Annotated in this window: 16 protein-coding genes; 7 read left to right on the top strand and 9 right to left on the bottom strand. The window is 68.5% G+C overall.

What is annotated here, in order from left to right:
• Nucleotides 1-12: 12 nt before the first annotated feature.
• From ASC46_RS05465 to ASC46_RS05430, 8 genes are all read right to left on the bottom strand, one after another.
• Nucleotides 13-252, bottom strand: coding sequence for a DUF1127 domain-containing protein (locus ASC46_RS05465; protein ID WP_157672316.1), 240 nt, complete (start codon nucleotides 250-252; stop codon nucleotides 13-15).
• A 121-nt stretch (nucleotides 253-373) separates the two neighbouring features.
• The gene (locus tag ASC46_RS05460) at nucleotides 374-1,618 is read right to left on the bottom strand and encodes an NAD(P)-binding domain-containing protein (RefSeq protein WP_055458270.1); all 1,245 of its coding nucleotides are present in this window, start codon (nucleotides 1,616-1,618) and stop codon (nucleotides 374-376) included.
• Nucleotides 1,619-1,697: 79 nt separating this feature from the next.
• Nucleotides 1,698-2,306 carry an OsmC family protein gene (locus tag ASC46_RS05455; RefSeq protein ID WP_055458493.1) on the bottom strand — a complete coding sequence of 203 codons (609 nt, stop codon included), beginning with the start codon at nucleotides 2,304-2,306 and terminating at the stop codon, nucleotides 1,698-1,700.
• Nucleotides 2,307-2,549: 243 nt separating this feature from the next.
• Nucleotides 2,550-4,046, bottom strand: coding sequence for a cysteine synthase A (gene cysK / locus ASC46_RS05450; RefSeq protein WP_055458269.1), 1,497 nt, complete (start codon nucleotides 4,044-4,046; stop codon nucleotides 2,550-2,552).
• 40 nt (nucleotides 4,047-4,086) lie between these two features.
• On the bottom strand, nucleotides 4,087-5,355 hold the full coding sequence (locus ASC46_RS05445; protein WP_055458268.1) for an MFS transporter: 1,269 nt from the start codon (nucleotides 5,353-5,355) through the stop codon (nucleotides 4,087-4,089).
• A gap of 305 nt (nucleotides 5,356-5,660) precedes the next feature.
• Entirely contained in the window at nucleotides 5,661-6,374 is a 714-nt protein-coding gene (locus tag ASC46_RS05440; protein WP_096335328.1) for a class I SAM-dependent methyltransferase, read from the bottom strand.
• A gap of 35 nt (nucleotides 6,375-6,409) precedes the next feature.
• Nucleotides 6,410-7,006: an HD domain-containing protein gene (locus ASC46_RS05435; protein ID WP_055458492.1), complete on the bottom strand. Its 597-nt coding sequence runs from the start codon at nucleotides 7,004-7,006 to the stop codon at nucleotides 6,410-6,412.
• A gap of 160 nt (nucleotides 7,007-7,166) precedes the next feature.
• Complete coding sequence (locus ASC46_RS05430) at nucleotides 7,167-7,715, bottom strand: hypothetical protein (RefSeq protein WP_245280474.1); 549 nt, start codon at nucleotides 7,713-7,715, stop codon at nucleotides 7,167-7,169.
• Nucleotides 7,716-8,146: 431 nt separating this feature from the next.
• Between ASC46_RS05430 and ASC46_RS05425 the strand changes: the two genes are divergently transcribed.
• The 7 genes from ASC46_RS05425 to ASC46_RS05395 all read left to right on the top strand — a co-directional run bounded on the left by ASC46_RS05425 (nucleotide 8,147) and on the right by ASC46_RS05395 (nucleotide 15,435).
• Nucleotides 8,147-9,382, top strand: coding sequence for an ABC transporter substrate-binding protein (locus tag ASC46_RS05425; RefSeq protein ID WP_055458265.1), 1,236 nt, complete (start codon nucleotides 8,147-8,149; stop codon nucleotides 9,380-9,382).
• 114 nt (nucleotides 9,383-9,496) lie between these two features.
• The gene (locus tag ASC46_RS05420; protein ID WP_055458264.1) at nucleotides 9,497-10,429 is read left to right on the top strand and encodes a carbohydrate ABC transporter permease; all 933 of its coding nucleotides are present in this window, start codon (nucleotides 9,497-9,499) and stop codon (nucleotides 10,427-10,429) included.
• Nucleotides 10,429-11,313, top strand: a complete 885-nt coding sequence (locus ASC46_RS05415) for a carbohydrate ABC transporter permease (RefSeq protein ID WP_055458263.1) — start codon at nucleotides 10,429-10,431, stop codon at nucleotides 11,311-11,313. Before ASC46_RS05420 ends, ASC46_RS05415 begins: the two co-directional genes overlap by 1 nt.
• A gap of 3 nt (nucleotides 11,314-11,316) precedes the next feature.
• Nucleotides 11,317-12,396, top strand: a complete 1,080-nt coding sequence (locus tag ASC46_RS05410) for an ABC transporter ATP-binding protein (protein ID WP_055458262.1) — start codon at nucleotides 11,317-11,319, stop codon at nucleotides 12,394-12,396.
• A gap of 60 nt (nucleotides 12,397-12,456) precedes the next feature.
• Entirely contained in the window at nucleotides 12,457-13,224 is a 768-nt protein-coding gene (locus tag ASC46_RS05405; protein ID WP_055458261.1) for a sugar phosphate isomerase/epimerase family protein, read from the top strand.
• Between the two features lie 5 nt (nucleotides 13,225-13,229).
• Complete coding sequence (locus ASC46_RS05400; RefSeq protein ID WP_055458260.1) at nucleotides 13,230-14,405, top strand: Gfo/Idh/MocA family protein; 1,176 nt, start codon at nucleotides 13,230-13,232, stop codon at nucleotides 14,403-14,405.
• A 31-nt stretch (nucleotides 14,406-14,436) separates the two neighbouring features.
• The gene (locus ASC46_RS05395) at nucleotides 14,437-15,435 is read left to right on the top strand and encodes a Gfo/Idh/MocA family protein (RefSeq protein ID WP_055458259.1); all 999 of its coding nucleotides are present in this window, start codon (nucleotides 14,437-14,439) and stop codon (nucleotides 15,433-15,435) included.
• A gap of 21 nt (nucleotides 15,436-15,456) precedes the next feature.
• Here the strand turns inward: ASC46_RS05395 and ASC46_RS05390 are convergent, their stop codons facing one another.
• A complete protein-coding gene (locus ASC46_RS05390; RefSeq protein WP_055458258.1) occupies nucleotides 15,457-16,377 on the bottom strand; it encodes an alpha/beta hydrolase family protein in 921 nt (306 codons plus the stop codon).
• Between the last annotated feature and the right edge of the window lie 9 nt (nucleotides 16,378-16,386).

Below are 16,386 nucleotides of genomic sequence, written 5' to 3'. Positions count from 1 at the left end.
GGAGGCCGTTCCTCAGTACCGGTCGCGGCCGGAGAGGCCGTGTTCGCTGAAGGCCGTCACGTCGTCGATCTGCGAGCGGTCGATGCCGACGTCCAGGAGCAGGTAGTCGGGCAGCTCGTGGAGGTCCCGCCGGGCCTGCCGCAGGCGCAAGAAGCGGCGCATGTCGGCAAAGGCTCCCGCCACGATGCGAAGAGACGGAAAGCGAGCATGCCGGCTGGCGTGAAACGGCGTGACATGGTCGAGGACACTCATGGTCGTCTCCATTCTTCGGGGCGCTGAAGGGCGCCGATGCGACACTTATCCGGGTTGAACGTGAGCGTGACCGTTGAAGAGAACGTCGGTTTCTGCGGTATGACTGTTGGATTTCTTCTCCTCATGCCGCAGTGCGGCGGCGCACGCCGAGATGGCATGCGATGTGCGCGGCAAGCGCCTCGGCATCCGCCCCTACGCCGTCGATGAAGCTCGAGTTGCGCCGGCGCATGAAGTGGAGGCCGAGCACGTAAAGCCCGGCGAGCGGGCAGATGCCGCCGTCGTGGACGATCTCGCCGCGGGCATCGAGAACCGGCATGTGCAGCCACGGATAGCTGCGCCGGTAGCCCGTCGCCCAGACGACGGTCCTGATGCCTGCCCGGTCGAGGTCGATCTCGGCACCGCCATCGTGAAGCAGGATCGGCTCGGCCGGCTCGTGCGCTGTCGCCCGGCGGAAGGTTCCGTTCTCGACCATTTCGTCGATGCTGTTCAGGATGCGGATGAGGCGCAGGTCCGCCGCGGCCGTGGTTTGCGACAGGTCGCCGGCAAAGCGCATGCGCCGGCCGCAGGCACCGATTGCCCGTCCCACGAGCTGCACGCCCCTGCGCTGCAGGATCGCGAGATCGATCGAGCGATGGTCGGAGCTGCCGACGAGCTGCAGCGACGGCTCTTCGCGCAGGGTGGCGTGAGGGTGCATCTCCGCCTTCGCCTTGCGCAGGCTGCCGAGCCGATCGAGCCACCACAGGATGTCGTGCCCGCGGTAGCGGCGCGGCAGCCGCGTGTGATGGCCGACGGAGAGCGTGACGGGCCGCCCCGAGGCGTGGATCTCCTCGGCGAGCTGGATGCCGCTCGCCGAGGCGCCGAGCACGAGGACGCCACCTTCGGGAAGCTGGTCGGCTCGGCGATAGTCGCGCGGCACGACCTGCGCCATATGCCGCGCAAGGCGCGATGCCATGGCGGGAACGCGTGGCAGGTCGCAGTGGCCGGTGGCGATCACCAGGCCGCGCGCGGCCCATTCCCCCGCATCCGTGACGATGCGATATCCGGCGCTCACGCGCCGTGCGGATCTGACATCGACGCCGCTTTCGACCGGCGCGGCGATGCGCTGCGCATAATTCTCCAGAAACCGGACGGTCTCCGGCATGGTCATGAAGCCGTCGGGATCCGGCCCGTCGTAGCCGCCGCCGGGAAGCCGTGTCATCCAGTTCGGCGTCAGGAGTCTGAGCGAATCCCAACGCTCGCTGCGCCAGCGTTCGCCGACACGTCCCCGTTCGAGAACGACATGGTCGATGCCGCGCGCACTCAGGCAGTGGCTCATGGCGAGGCCGGCCTGACCGGCGCCGATGATGACGATATCGGTGTAACGCATGAGAGGAGGGCCCCGCGGAAAATCGCCGGCCCCATGGCAATAGCGCCGGCGAGGGGGGAGGGTGCTTGTCGCGAATGCGTCAGGCGCTGATGCCGACGGTGACCGGCACGCCGTTGGTCAGCACGTCGAACACGGCCGAGCGGGCACGCGCCTGCGCCACGATCTCCTCGAGCTTTTCCTTCGGCGCGTCACCGGCGACGGTGAGCTGCGCGCGGATGCCCTCGTAGCCGTTGCGGACCTCCTTCGATAGGCCGAGGATGCCGCGCAGGTCGATGTCGCCCTCGACGGTCGCTTCCACCTTGTGCAGCGTGACGCCGCGGGCGGCTGCGATATTGGCGATGCCCGAGGTGAGGCAGGCGGCAAGCGCGCTCAGGAGGTACTCGACCGGTGTCGGGCCCTGGTCCGCCCCGCACAGGACGGCCGGATGGTCGCCATGGGCTTCGTGGGCGGTCGCGTGGGACTGCTCGGCGCCGGCGCCGAAGAAGTCCTTCATCGTGCTGACGCTGTGCGTGCCCGATACCCAGCGGCTGCGGGCGCGGAAGCGGAACCGCGCCAGTTCCGCCTGCCCGGCCACGGCATTGATGGTGGCGAACAGCGTCGGCGTGTCGACGCCGTTGCGCGGCGGCGGCGGCTCCTTCCGGGCCGGCTTGTCCATCGTCATGGCGGTGGTGTGCGTCGTGGTGTGCATGTCGCGCTCCGGGGTGGGGAGGAACTGGCGGCCGGGTCTCGCCGCGGCCATCGTCATGTCTCGGCCATCGCCGTGTGACGCGCCGTGTGAACAAGGGTGGAAAATGCGACGTCACGCCGGCCTCGGGAGGCGGAAACGTTGGAATCCAGGTCGCGGCGCGCAAAGCGTGAAAAAGGGGAGCGGCGAAGGCCGCTCCCCTTTTCCTGGTTCGCCGGAGGGGACGCCAAGCCCCCGGGCGCCGCCTCAGGCCTTTGCGCGCGCCCATAGCGGCAGGAGGCTGTCGGGATCGGGACAGGCACCGGGATCGTGGCCGATGCCCGCCGCTGCAAGGCGCGCGCTGAGCGAGCCGTCCTTCCAGGCGGCGAGCGTATCCGTGCAGCCGCCCACGTGCCGGCCGCCGACGAAGACCTGCGGGATGGTCGGCGAGCCGATGCGCGCCCGGAGCGCCTTGCGGATCTCCCCGTCCATGGCGTTTCTCTGCCGTTCGGGCGCATCGATGTCGATGGACCGGTAGGCGATGCCGGCGCGGTCGAACAGCTTGCGGATGCTCCAGCAGAACTCGCACCACGTGAGGGCGAACATCACGACCGGATGGTCAGGATCGCCGATGGCCTCGTCGACGAAGGCATGGGCCGCCGGGTCGATGCTGACCTCGCCGGGAGTCGCCGGAGAGGCCGCGAAGGACGGTGACCGGTCGAAGCGGTAGCCGGGCGTCGAATGGGAGATCTCCTCCTCCTCCGGCGACATGTCCTCCGCGATGTGGTCGAACAGGATGGTGCTCAGATAGCGCTCGCCCGTGTCGGGCAGCATGCACAGGACGTTCCGGCCCGGCCCGGCCCGGCGCGCCACCTCGATGGCGCCGGCGAGCGTCGCCCCGCCTGAGATGCCGGCAAGGATGCCTTCGTCCGTGGCGAGCCGGCGGGCGGCTGCGAGGGCACTGCCGCCGGAGACGGGCACGATCTCGTCGACGAGGCCCTCTGCCATCGCCTTGCCGACGATTTGCGGGATGAAATCCGGGCTCCAGCCCTGCATCGGATGGGGACGAAAGCGCGTGTGCGCCCGGGTCGGCATGCCGCGCTCGTCGAAGGTCTGCGTGATGCCGCTCGACAGGAGCGTGGAATTGTCCGGCTCGCAGACGACGATGCGCGTCTGCGGCCGCTCGCGCTTGAGCACGCTCGCCACGCCCGCGAGCGTGCCGCCGGTCCCCGTGCCCGTGACCCAGTAGTCGAGCGGACGGTCGCGGAAAGCCTCGAGGATCTCGCGCGCCGTCGTGCGGGCATGGATGGCGGCATTGACCGGCGTCTCGAACTGCCGGCACAGGAACCAGCCGTGCGTCTCGGCCAGCTCGATCGCCTTGGCGAGCATGCCGCTGCCGCGCTCGACGGCTGGCGTCAGCACCACCCGCGCGCCGAAGAAGCGCATCAGCTTGCGCCGCTCGAGGCTCGCGTTCTCCGGCATCACGATGACGAGCGGGTAGCCCTTGCGGGCACAGACCATGGCGAGGCCGATGCCCGTGTTGCCGCTTGTCGCTTCCACCACTGTCTGGCCCGGCTGCAGCGCGCCGGTCCGCTCGGCCTCGGCGATGACCGCCGAGGCCAGCCGGTCCTTGACCGAGCCGCCCGGATTGAACGCCTCGAGCTTGGCGAAGAGCGCACCGCCGCCCTCGTGAATGCGGGTGAGGCGAACGACGGGCGTGTTGCCGATCGTGTCGAGGATGCTCTCGTAAGGCACTGATGTCATTGCCATCATCCTTGTCTGGAGTGTCGATGTCGAAGGGGGCTCAACGGCTCGTCCACGGGGCCGGCGCGAGGCCGCTCGGGGTGGCCTTGCCGCGCGTCGTCGTGCCGGCGGCCAGCATGGCGATGGTGGCGAGATTGGCGACGCCGGCCGCGAAGGCGATGAGGAAGGCGAGCGTGTAGCTGGCGAAGCCGTCGTAGACGAGTCCGCCGAGATAGCCGCCGACCCCCATCCCGGCCCAGGCCACCATCATCACCGTGCCGAGGGCCTGGCCGAAGCGTCCAGCCGGTACCAATTCGCGCACGCACAGGATGAGGCAGGTCATGTTGCCGGCGAAGCCGAAGCCGAACACCGCCGAGAGCGCGAGAAGGCTGATCTGGTTGTCGAGGAGGGGATAGATCGCGACGCATGCCGTCTGCATGAACGAGGCCGTCGCATAGGCGGGCAGGTTGCCGATCCGATCGGCGAGGAGGCCGAAGACGACGCGCCCGACGGTGCCGAACAGCATCGCCACGAGCAGGCTCGTCGATCCGAGATCGGACGAGCCGCAGACCGCGGTGACGAAGCTGGCGAGGTGCACGAGCGGAAAGCCCATGCACGCGCAGCACAGGAAGGCCGCGGCCGCAAGCAGCAGGACGGGCGAGGGGCGGCCATCGCCGCTTGATCCCGTTCCGGCAGCCAGTGCCGGCGGAGCCATGGCGACCGGCGGGCGGCGGACGGACGGCATGAGGAGGCCAAGCGCCACCAGGGTCGCTGCGGCGAGGATCGCATAGGCCGGCCGCCAGCCGACGCTGTCGATGAGCAGGTTGGCCGTGTAGGGCATCACGCCCTGGCCGAGCGCGCCGCCCGCGGTGACGATGCCCATGGCGAGGCCGCGGCGACGCTCGAACCAAAGGGCAGTGACCGACAGCACCGGTGCATAGAGGCAGGCGAAGCCGAGCCCGCCGAGCACGAGGCTCGCGGCATAGAGATGCCAGAGCGACTGAGCGAAGGCGAAGGCGCCGAGCGCGGCGACCATCGCGGCCGAGCCGAAGGCGAGGAGAATGCGGGCGTCGAGCCGGTCGGACAGGCGCCCCCAGAAGAGCCCGCCCAGCGCCATGCCGACCGTGGACAGCGTATAGGCGAGGCTGAGGTCCGCCCGCGACCAGCCGAACGCGGCCTCGAGCGGCCGGATGAAGACCGACGGCAGCGCGAGGGCGCCGAAGCCGAAGGCCATGGCGGTCGTTGCACCGGCCGCGGCCAGGAGGGCACGCAACGGCGCCGGAGCGACCTTGCCGCTAGGGGTGCCGGGCACGGATTGCTGCATCTGCATGAGGTCCTGCTCCCGAGGAGTGGTCCCCCTTCAATCGGGGCTCCACATGGGAGCCGGCGTTTGAGCGAGCGTGGAAAGGCGTCCTGCGACCGTGGGAATGCGGGGCGTTAAGGCGCTTTCGGGGGCGCCACAGCTCGCTTCGCACGCGCGGGTAACGGCGAGCGCCGAGGAGGAGCGCTGGCGGCCTTGTTCACGGCCAACAGCTGCGGCGCCTGCAATTCGATCGTCGGGCCCGCCTCACCAGCACGCATTGGACTTGCCACCGTTGCCGGTTCGCGCGGTGATGGCGAAACGAGTCGCCTCCGTCAGGCCGTCGGCTTTTCCCATTCCATGATATGGAAATAGGGCACCCGCCTGTAGCGATCGGCCGTCTCCGTCGGGCCGCCGTGTGGTGCCGGTTCAGCGAAATGTTTCAGGGTCAACCCGTTCTCAATCAACAGGCCCATATAGGTGCTGAGGGGGCGATGCCAGTTGCGGATGCGGATGCCGCGCCAGCTGACCCAGATGGCGCGCTCTTCCAGATAATTGTCGATCGCATAGCGGAGTTGTCCGCTCGCATCAGGTTGCCAGCTGTCCGGCAGGCCGGCCGTGCTGAAGCTGTTGAGATTGGCGATCAGCAGCGTCCCTCCGGGCCGAAGCACCCGCGTCATTTCAGCGATGGCGGCCGCGGCGTCCGGGATGTCGATCAGTGTCAGATAGCTCACCACGAGGTCGAAAGCGGCGTCTGGAAACGCGAGTTGCTCCGCCCGCCCCGACCTGTAATCCCCGCCCGGGTCACGGCGCCGCGCCTCCTCGAGGAGCGCCCGCGTCGGGTCGATGCCAACCGCGCGGATGCCAAGCTCCGCCAGCATGCGGCAGAAGCGGCCTTCGCCGCAGCCGACATCAAGCGCGCGTGCGAAGCCTCGCCCGCGAACACGCTCCAGCATGGGCCCGTCGAGCACGAATACCCGGCCGAAGTCGCCACGCTCGCCAAGGCTGGCGACCCACGCCTCGGCTGATTCCGGCCATCCTTCGGTCATCGGCACTCCCTCTTGCATGTCGCCCGTCAGCTCGATCAGCGTGCGATGTCGCCGGACACGCGCATGCGCGCTCGGGTCGCCGCATCCACCAGAGCGCGTATCTCCGCCAGAAGCGGGTGGCGGGCGGTATGCTGCACGCCATAGTCCAGATTGAAGGCGTAGTCGAAGCCGGGCGGATTGCGGCCGACGTTGTGCTGGAGCATCGTTTCCAGCTTGTCGAAGCCCTTGGCCAGTATGGCTTCCGGCGTCGCGGCAGCATTGTATTCATCCCACAGGGCGAGGATGTCGCGATTAAGGTCCGCGGGCAGGGGCGCGCAGAGCTGCATCAGGTCCGCTCGCTCCCGGCTGGCCCTGCCGTCGTCGGCGCGCTGGGCGATCGCCGGGATGTCGCCCGCGATCGCCTCGCCGAGATCGTGCACGATGCACAGCTTGAGCAGGCGATGCAGATCGCAGCCGGCCAGTTCCTTCTCGAACATGATCACCAGCAGGCACAGGCGCCAGCTGTGCTCGGCGGTGCTTTCGGCACGGCCGTTCGACGTCCTGCCGCTGCGCAGCGTGTCCTTCAGCCGCTCGGCCGCCTGGATGAAGTCTATAATGCCGGTGAGCCTTTCGCTGTCGATCACGGGTTGCATGCCGCTGTCCTTCACGCCGTCGTTCTGCACCGGCACCGGGCGGTTTCGGTCTCACGGGGTGCCGAATCTCTCGATGGCCGATCGTTCCGACGCATTCTCGACACCGTCGGGGTCGTGTGGAATCCCCGGGAGCGTTCCTGCGATAGGTTGCGCCTGCAGGTCAACCGGTTCGCCGCCGTGCGTCCTGGCTGGAAAGACCCTGCACCCTCCACTCGCTGAGCGGCAGGATGTCGGGCGCTCCCCCCATCGGGGCGTACCAGGAATCGACCGCCCAGTCGGTGCCGCCCGTATCGCGGATGACGGCGGTGGAATGAAAATACCGGCCGTCGATGAGGAAGCCGCGCGAGGCAACGGATCGGACCGTGTGATGGCGCAGGAGATCGTGCTCCGCGAGATAGAGGAGGAGGGCGCGCGTGTTGGTCGATTCGTCGATGCAGTCCATCTGACCCGGCTCGCCCGAGGCGCCGAAGCGCGAGCGCGGCTCATCGCGGATGCCGATCACGTCGAAGGCGCGGCGCTCGAAATGGCGCACGGCGTCCGAAATCGCGGCGCGCTCGGCGGCCGGGGATCGACGTCCCCTCGCGAGGATGGCAGCGAAGCGCCGGGTATCGGCGGCATCGAGGACAAGGCTGGCCCTGAACCAGCAGCCATAGCCATGGCAGACGTGGATCACGTTTTGCGCAACGGCCGGGCGGCTGGCGCTGTCCATGGCAGACAGCGCGCAAAGGAGCAGGAGGAGCGATCGCAGGCGACCGCGCCTTGTGCTGATGCCCGGCAGTGAGACGATCATTCCGAGCCTTTCGAACGCAGAGGCCGTGATCGGGAGCAAACCTGCCGGCGCCCCCGCCGCGGAGAACTATAGCGCTCGTTGCACCTTGCACCAGCATCTGCCGCCGGCATGGCCGCCCTGGACACCAGCCGCCCAACCCGCGCACGGGTTTCATCCGGGCCAACAAACGTCTGTGCGAGCCGGCGGTTTTCGCCACGAGCCCCGATGAGCGTCGCCGAGACCGAGGACAGGGCCGGGCGAGCCGACCCGGAGCATCGATTCACGCTTGACACCAGCCGGCTTCCGTCCCAACCTGCTGAAAAAATGTAATCGATTACAAACATCGATCGCAACGCTTCTGGGAGGAAGCCATGGGTTCGTTCTCACGCTTTTCAGCGTGCACGTTTGCTTTCACTCTGCTCTGCAGCACGCCCGTCCTTGCACAGGAGAAGGCGGAGGTGATGCACTGGTGGACTTCGGCCGGTGAATCCGCCGCGGTCAAGGTCTTCGCCGACGCCTATACGAAGGCCGGCGGCACTTGGGTGGACAACGCCATCGCCGGCGGCGTCAACGCCCGCGCGGCAACGGTCAACCGCATGGTGGGCGGCAATCCGCCGACCATGGCGCAGTTCAACACTGGCAAGCAGTTCGACGAACTCATCGAGAACGGCCTCCTCGTCGACGTCGAGGCAATCGCCCAGGCCGGCAAATGGCGCGAGCTGATGCCGAAGCCGATCATCGAGGCGACCGTCCGCGACGGCAAGTTCTACGCCGTGCCCGTCAACATCCACGGCCAGAACTGGATGTTCTACAACACCAAGATCTTCGCGGACGCCGGGCTCGAACCGCCGAAGACCTTTCCCGAACTCATCGAGACGGGCGAGAAGCTGAAGGCCAAGGGCGTCATTCCCATTGCGCTCGGCGGCCAGCCCACTTGGGAGCGCAACCTGTTCAGCGCGCTCCTCGTCGGCCATGGCGGTGCGGACCTCTTCCGCAAGATCTACGGTGCCCGCGACGTCGAGGCCGCCAAGAGCGACAAGTTCAAGGAAGTGGCCGAGCTCTACGGCAAGATGCGCGGCCTCGTCGATCCCGGCAGCCCGGGGCGCAACTGGAACGATGCCGCCTCACTCGTCATCACCGGCAAGGCGGCCATGCACTTCAACGGCGACTGGGCGAAGGGCGAGTTCATCGCCGCCGGCCAGACGGCCGGCAAGGAATATGGCTGCACCATCGTCGGCGAGGGCAAACTCGTCATCGGTGGCGACGTCTTCGTCTTCCCGGTGACCAAGGACGCCGGTGCCCAGGCGGCCCAACAGAAACTGGCGGCGGTACTGCTCGACCCTGAGACCCAGCTCGCCTTCAACAAGAAGAAGGGCTCCATCCCCGTGCGTCTCGATGTCGACGTGTCGAGCATGGACGCCTGCGCCCAGAAGTCCCACGCCGTGCTCAAGGATCCCGCCAACCAGGTCGAAGCGACGGAGATCATCAGCACGCCGAACTTCACCGGCGCCATGCAGGACGCCATCACCCAGTACTGGAACACGTCCTCCATGTCGGCGGACGCCTTCGTCGAGAAGGTCGTCACGGCGATGCGCAGCGCGAGCTGACCGGCGGCGCCGGTCCGGCCATTGCCCGGATCGGCCTCGCGCCTGTTCCAACCTCTGCCAACGCAAGCCGCCGCGCGCTCCTGCGGGAGGCGGGCGGAACCGGGAGGAGGTCCCATGGCTACCGTCACCGTCCGTGCCGCTGCCACCGGCGCTGCGGCGCCAGCGGCACGCCCGCGCATCGGACGAGGCCTTCCCGCCGCGCTCGCCCTCGTGCCGACGGCGCTCATCGTGCTCGTCGTCTATGTCGGCTGCATGCTGTGGACCGTGCGGCTGTCCTTCACGAGCTCGACGCTGCTGCCGAAGTTCGACTTCGTGGGCCTTGCGCAATACGAGAGGCTGATCCTCAACGACCGTTTCGTCGTCTCGGCGCAGAACACCGTCATCTTCGGCGTCCTGTTCATCGCCGGCTGCCTCGTGCTCGGCTTTCTGCTCGCGGTCTTCATCGACCAACGGGTGAAGGGCGAGGGTGCTTTCCGCACCGTCTTCCTCTTTCCCTATTCAATGTCCTTCGTGGTGACGGGCGTGGCCTGGCAGTGGTTCCTCAACCCGGGCCTCGGGCTCGAGAAGCTCGTCCGCGACATGGGCTTCTCCGATTTCACCTTCGACTGGCTCGTCAACCAGGAGATGGCGATCTACACCCTCGTCATCGCCGGCATCTGGCACGGGGCGGGGCTCACCATGGCGATCCTCCTCGCCGGCCTGCGCGGCGTCGACGAGGACCTGTGGAAGGCCGCGCGCGTCGATGGCGTGCCGCCCTGGCGCTACTACCTCTCCATCGTCCTGCCCCTGCTGCGGCCGATGGTAGTGACCGCCACAGTGCTCCTCGCCATCAGCGTGGTGAAGCTCTACGACCTCGTCGTCGCCATGACCGGGGGCGGGCCCGGCATCGCCACCGAAGTGCCGGCCAAGTTCGTCATGGACCACCTCTTCGAGCGCAACAACATCGCGCTCGGCACCGCCGCCGCGACGCTGATGCTGGTGACCGTCGTCATCATCATCGCGCCGTGGATCTACGCCCGCTACGTCCGCAGCAAGGGGAGGCGCTGATGAGCGCGTCGCTGCCCAGCGGCCCGCGGCCGCGCCGCCTCACGCCCGGCCGCATCGGCCTCTATGCCTTCCTCCTCACGGCGGCGGTCTTCTTCCTCCTGCCGCTGTGGATCATGCTCATCACCTCCTTGAAGCCGATGGAGGAGATCCGGCTCGGCAACATCCTCGCGCTGCCCATGGCGCCGACGCTCGAAGCGTGGGGCAAGGCCTGGTCGTCCGCTTGCACGGGGCTCGACTGCAACGGCATCAGCGTCGGTTTCTGGAACTCGGTGCGCATCCTCGTGCCGTCGGTCATCCTGTCCATCGCGCTTGGCGCGGTGAACGGCTACGCCCTGTCGTTCTGGCGGGTGAAAGGGGCCAACGTCCTCTTCGGCGTGCTGCTCGTCGGCGCCTTCATCCCCTATCAGGTGTTTCTCTATCCGCTGGTGCGCATCTTCTCGCAGATGGGCATCTACAATTCGCTCACCTGCATCGTGCTGGTGCACGTCATCTTCGGCCTGCCGACGATGACGCTGCTCTTCCGCAACTACTACGCGGGCATCCCGATCGAACTGTTCAAGGCGGCGCGCATCGACGGCGGCGGTTTCTGGACCATTTTTCTGCGCGTCATGCTGCCGATGTCGGTGCCGATGCTCGTCGTCGCCACCATCCTCCAGGTCACCGGCATCTGGAACGACTTCATCTTCGGGCTCACCTTCGCCGGCCGCGAGAACCTGCCGATGACGGTGCAGCTCAACAACATCGTCCACTCCACCCAGGGCGAGCGCGCCTACAACGTCGACATGGCCGCCACCATGCTCGCGGCGCTGGTGCCGCTCGCCGTCTACTTCGTCTCCGGGCGCTGGTTCGTCCGCGGCATCGCCGCCGGCGCAGTGAAAGGATGATCCATGTCGGCTGTCTCCATCCGTGACGTCTCCGTCGCCTTCGAGGCGGTGCGCGTCTTCGACGGGCTTTCGCTCGACATCGAGGAGGGCGAGTTCGTCGTCCTCCTTGGCCCCTCCGGCTGCGGCAAGTCCACGCTGCTCAATGCCGTCGCCGGTCTCATCGACGTCGCCGACGGCCAGATCTTCATCGGCGGCCGCAATGTGACCTGGGAGGAGCCGAAGGACCGCGGCATCGCCATGGTCTTCCAGTCCTACGCGCTCTACCCGCGCATGAGCGTGCGCGAGAATATGTCCTTCGGCCTCCGAATGGCGAAGACTCCGAAGGCGGAGATCGGGCGCCGGGTGGCGCAGGCGGCGGAACTCCTGCAAATCGGCCACCTGCTCGACCGGCGGCCGGACCAGCTTTCGGGCGGTCAACGCCAGCGCGTCGCCATCGGCCGGGCGCTCGTCCGCGATGCCGCCGTCTTCCTCTTCGACGAGCCCCTGTCGAACCTCGACGCCATGCTGCGCAACGAGTTGCGCGTCGAGATCAAACGTCTGCACGCACGCCTCGGCAAGGCGACGATGATCTACGTCACCCATGACCAGATCGAGGCGATGACGCTCGCTGACCGCATCGTCGTCATGCGCGACCAGAAGGTGCAGCAGATCGGCTCGCCCGCCGAGATCTACGGCCGGCCGGCCAATCTCTTCGTCGCCGGCTTCATTGGCGCGCCGCAGATGAATTTCCTCAACGGCCGGCTCGAGGCCGAGGGCGGCGGGCTGTCCTTCGTCGCCGGCACCTTACGCCTGCCGCTCGCCGGCTATGCCTTCAACGGCGCGCCGCCCGTCGGCGAGGAGGTCGTGCTCGGCGTGCGGCCGGAGCATCTGGCGCTCGCAGAGGCGGGCCTCTGGCAGGGCTTCGGCGTCGACATTGTCGAGCCGATGGGCGCCGACACGGTGCTGTGGTGCTCCGATGGCACCCATACCCTGCAGGTGCGCACGACCGGGACGAGCCGGATCACGCGCGGCGAGCGCGTCGGCCTGGGCCTCGATCCCGAACAGGTTTCCCTCTTCGCCGCCGATACCGGCGAGCGCCTGTGAACCCTCCCTCGGCCGGCAAGGGCGTTCCGCGCCGGCCTTTCCGCCACGCATGAGGCTCTCATGTCCGTCACCGATTGCTTGTCGATCCAGCTCTACACCCTGCGCTCGCTCGAAGACCTCGACCGTATCCTCGATGTGGCGGCCGAGGCCGGCTACCGCCGGGTGGAGACCGTCGGCTCCCAGCTCGACGACGCCGCGCGCGTCAAGGCCAAGCTCGACGCGCGTGGGCTCGCCGCCTCGTCGAGCCATGTCAGCCTCGCGGCCCTGCGCGAGCGGCCGGAGGCCGTCGTCGAGGCCTGCCGCACCCTCGGCATCACCGATCTCTACATGCCGGCGGTGCCGCCGGAAGACCGGGACATGGCAGCCGACGGCTGGCGTGCCGTAGGCCGCGAGCTCGGGCAGATGGCCGAGCGCTTCGCGAAGGAGGGCATCCGCCTCGGTTATCACAACCACCATTGGGAGCTGCAGCCGAAGGCGGGGCCGACTACGGCCCTCGAACTTCTCTTCGAGGGCGCCGGCGCGAGCCCGCTGACGTGGGAGGTGGACGTCGCCTGGCTGGTGCGCGGCCATGTCGACCCGAAGCCCTGGATCGAGCGCTACCGCAACCGGATCACCGCCGCCCATGTCAAGGATATCGCGCCGGCCGGACAGAACGAGGATCAGGACGGCTGGGCCGATGTCGGCGCAGGCGTTCTCGACTGGCGCGACCTGTGGCGCATCTGCCGGGCGGCGGGCGCAAGATGGATGGTGGTGGAGCACGACAAGCCGGCCGATCCCGCCCGCACGGCCCGGGCGAGCCTCGCCTTCCTCAACGGCATCGAAGGGTGATCGCCATGGCCAGTCTCAACGTCGGCATCGTCGGCTGCGGCGTCATCTCCGGCATCTATCTGAAGAACATCCTCGCCTATCGCGGCCTCACCCTGCGCGCCTGCGCCGACATGCGGCCGGAGGTGGCGCAGGCGAAGGCCGCCTCCGCCGGCATCGAGGCGATGAGCGTGGACCAGCTCCTCGCCAGCGAGGATATCGACCTCGTCGTCAACCTCACCGTTCCCGCCGCCCATTTCGGCGTCTCGCTCGCGGCGCTCCAGGCCGGCAAGCACGTCTTCTCGGAAAAGCCGCTCGCGGTCGATTTCGAGCAGGGGCGCAAGCTCGTCGACGAAGCCGAGGCGCGGGGGCTCCTGCTCGGCTGTGCGCCCGACACCTTCCTCGGCGCGGGCGGGCGGCTCGCCCGCAAGCTGGTGGATGAAGGCGCGGTGGGGCGCATCCTGTCCGGCACCGCCTTCCTGATGTCGCACGGCATGGAGCACTGGCATCCGGACCCGGAGTTCTTCTTCAAGCCGGGCGGCGGGCCGATCCTCGACATGGCGCCCTATTACCTGTCGGCGCTCATCAATCTCATGGGGCCGGTGGCGCGGGTCTTCGCCATGGCGAGCATCGGCTTTCCCGAGCGGGTCGTGACGGCTGAATCGCCGCGCAAGGGCGAGCGCATCACCGTCGAGACGCCGACGAGCGTCATGGCGCTCATCGAATTCGCCTCCGGCGCCCAGGTGACCTTCACCATGAGCTGGGATGTGTGGAAGCACGGCCATCCCGCCATCGAGCTCTACGGCACGGAGGGCTCCATGCGCGTGCCGGACCCGAACTTCTTCGGAGGCGTAGTCGAGACCACCGAGCGGGGCGGCGAGTGGCGGGGCCACGATGCCGGCGCCCTGGCGCTCGGGGCACCCAACTGGCGCTCACCGAACTGGGCACCGGAGCTGCCGGACAGGGCGAACTACCGGGCGCTCGGCCTCGCCGATCTCGCCAGCGCCGCGCTCGCCGGCACGCCCCACCGCTCGACGGGACGGCTCGCGCTGCATGTGCTCGAGGTGATGCACCGCATCCTCGAATCCGCCGCGACCGGGCAGGCGATCGCCATCACCACGGCGCTGGACCGGCCGCCGGCCCTCGAGGAAGATGCCGCCGGCGCGCTGTGGAAGGGGCTGCCGGAGACGGCGAGCGCAGCCTGACGCGCGGGTGGCCAACAAGGGAGATGGGTCCGTGGAGCCTGTTCGCTGGGGCATCCTGAGCACGGCCAGGATCGGCCGGGAGAAGGTCGTGCCCGCCATGATGAAGAGCCCGTCATGCAAGGTGGTCGCGGTCGCTTCGCGCGATCTCGAGGCGGCCCGCGCCATGGCCTCGGCGCTCGGCATCGAGCGAGCCTACGGCTCCTACGAGGAGCTTCTGGCCGATCCGGAGATCGAGGCCGTCTACAACCCGCTGCCCAACCATCTGCACGTGCCGCTGACGCTCGCCGCGGCGGCGGCGGGCAAGCATGTGCTGTGCGAGAAGCCCATCGCGCTCGACGCCGCGGAGGCACGGCAGCTCGAGGCGGTGGCGGACAAGGTCCTCGTCGCCGAGGCCTTCATGATCCGCCATCACCCGCAGTGGCTCGCCGTGCACGACATGGTCCGCGCCGGCGAGATCGGCGAGCTACGCCTCGTCAACGTGCTCTTTTCCTATTTCAACGTCGACCCGGCCAATATCCGCAACATGCCGGAGATCGGCGGCGGCGCGCTCTACGACATCGGTTGCTATGCCGTTGTCAGCGGGCGCTTCCTGTTCGAGGCGGAGCCGCAGCGCGTCGTCAGCCTTCTCGAGCGCGACCCGACCTTCGGCACCGACCGTCTGTCGAGCGGCCTCGCCGATTTCGGCGGCGGACGCCAGCTCGTCTTCTCGGTCTCGACCCAGCTCGTGCCCTTCCAGCGCGTCGAGGTGCTCGGCACCAAGGGGCGCATCGAGATCCGCATTCCTTTCAATGCACCGCAGGGGGAGGGCACGCGCATCCTCGTCGACAGCGGCGCTGCGCATGACGATGCAGCGGCGCGTTTCGTGGCGATCGCGCCGTGCGACCAGTACACGCTGCAGGGCGAAGCCTTCTCCCGGGCCGTGCGGGGCGTCGCGCCGCTCGCGGCCGGCATCGAGGATGCCGTCACCAACATGCGCATCCTCGATGCGCTCTACCGGTCGGCGAAAAGCGGGGCCTGGGAAGGCGTCTGACGCGGGCTGGCAGCGCCCGGCTCAGACCGCGATGACGCGGCCGGGCCAGGGATTGCGGCCTTCGCGCAGCCACAGGAGCGTGTCGAGCCAGAAGCCCGAGGCGTGGCTGTCGTGGAACAGGCCGAAATGGCCGATGGCCTCGCGGCCGTAATCGGCGGGCGCGAGACGCACGGCGGTTCGTGCGGCGCCGGCATAATAGCCGAGCGCGCGGCGGATCGCCGGCACGGTGCCGAATTCGTCGTCCGCCATGGTGACGGCGAGGATAGGCGCCGTCACCGCCGCCATGCGGGCGAGGACGTCGGGCCGCTCGGACCGCGGATGGCTCAGCTCGAAACGCGGGCGGCGGAAGCTCCACTCGGTGGCAACGCCGGCCGGCAGGTCCTCCAGCCAGCCGAGGCGGCGGCCGGGGAAATAGCCGCAGGCGGCCGTCAGGGCCGGCATGGCGATATGCCATTTGAGGAACAGGGCCAGGCGCCGCTCCGGCGCATAATCGCCGCACCAGGCATATTGGGCGCCGACGGTCAGCATCCGGTCGATGAGCGGGGCGCTGCGCGCAAGGCCGGGCAGGAAGCCGCCGATGCTGTGGCCGACCACCATCAGCGGTCCCGTCCGCCGGCGGGCGTGCATCAGGCGAATGGCGGCATCCATGTCGCGCTCGCCCCAGTCGCGCCAGCGGTAGCCGCAGCCCTTCAGCTTCTGGGGCCGCGATGCGCCGATGCCGCGGTAGTCGTAGGTCAGCACCTCGAAGCCCTGCCCGGCGAGGAAGCGGGCATAGCGGTGGTAATAGCGCGCGAGGACACCCGTGGCCGGATTGATGATGACGCTTCCGGCGCTGTCCGCGCGCGCCGGCCAGAGGCGCGCGCCGAGCCGCACGCCGTCCGTGCAGACGATCTCGCAGGCCTCGCCGTCCTCGACAGAAGGAAAATGGGCTCGCTCGTTCATGCCGGGAGG

The organism is Chelatococcus sambhunathii (assembly GCF_001418005.1).
In the GTDB taxonomy this organism is placed as follows: Bacteria; Pseudomonadota; Alphaproteobacteria; order Rhizobiales; family Beijerinckiaceae; genus Chelatococcus_A; species Chelatococcus_A sambhunathii.
The sequence above is the reverse complement of the archived record's forward strand: the minus strand, read 5'-3'. Positions and strand labels throughout refer to the sequence as shown.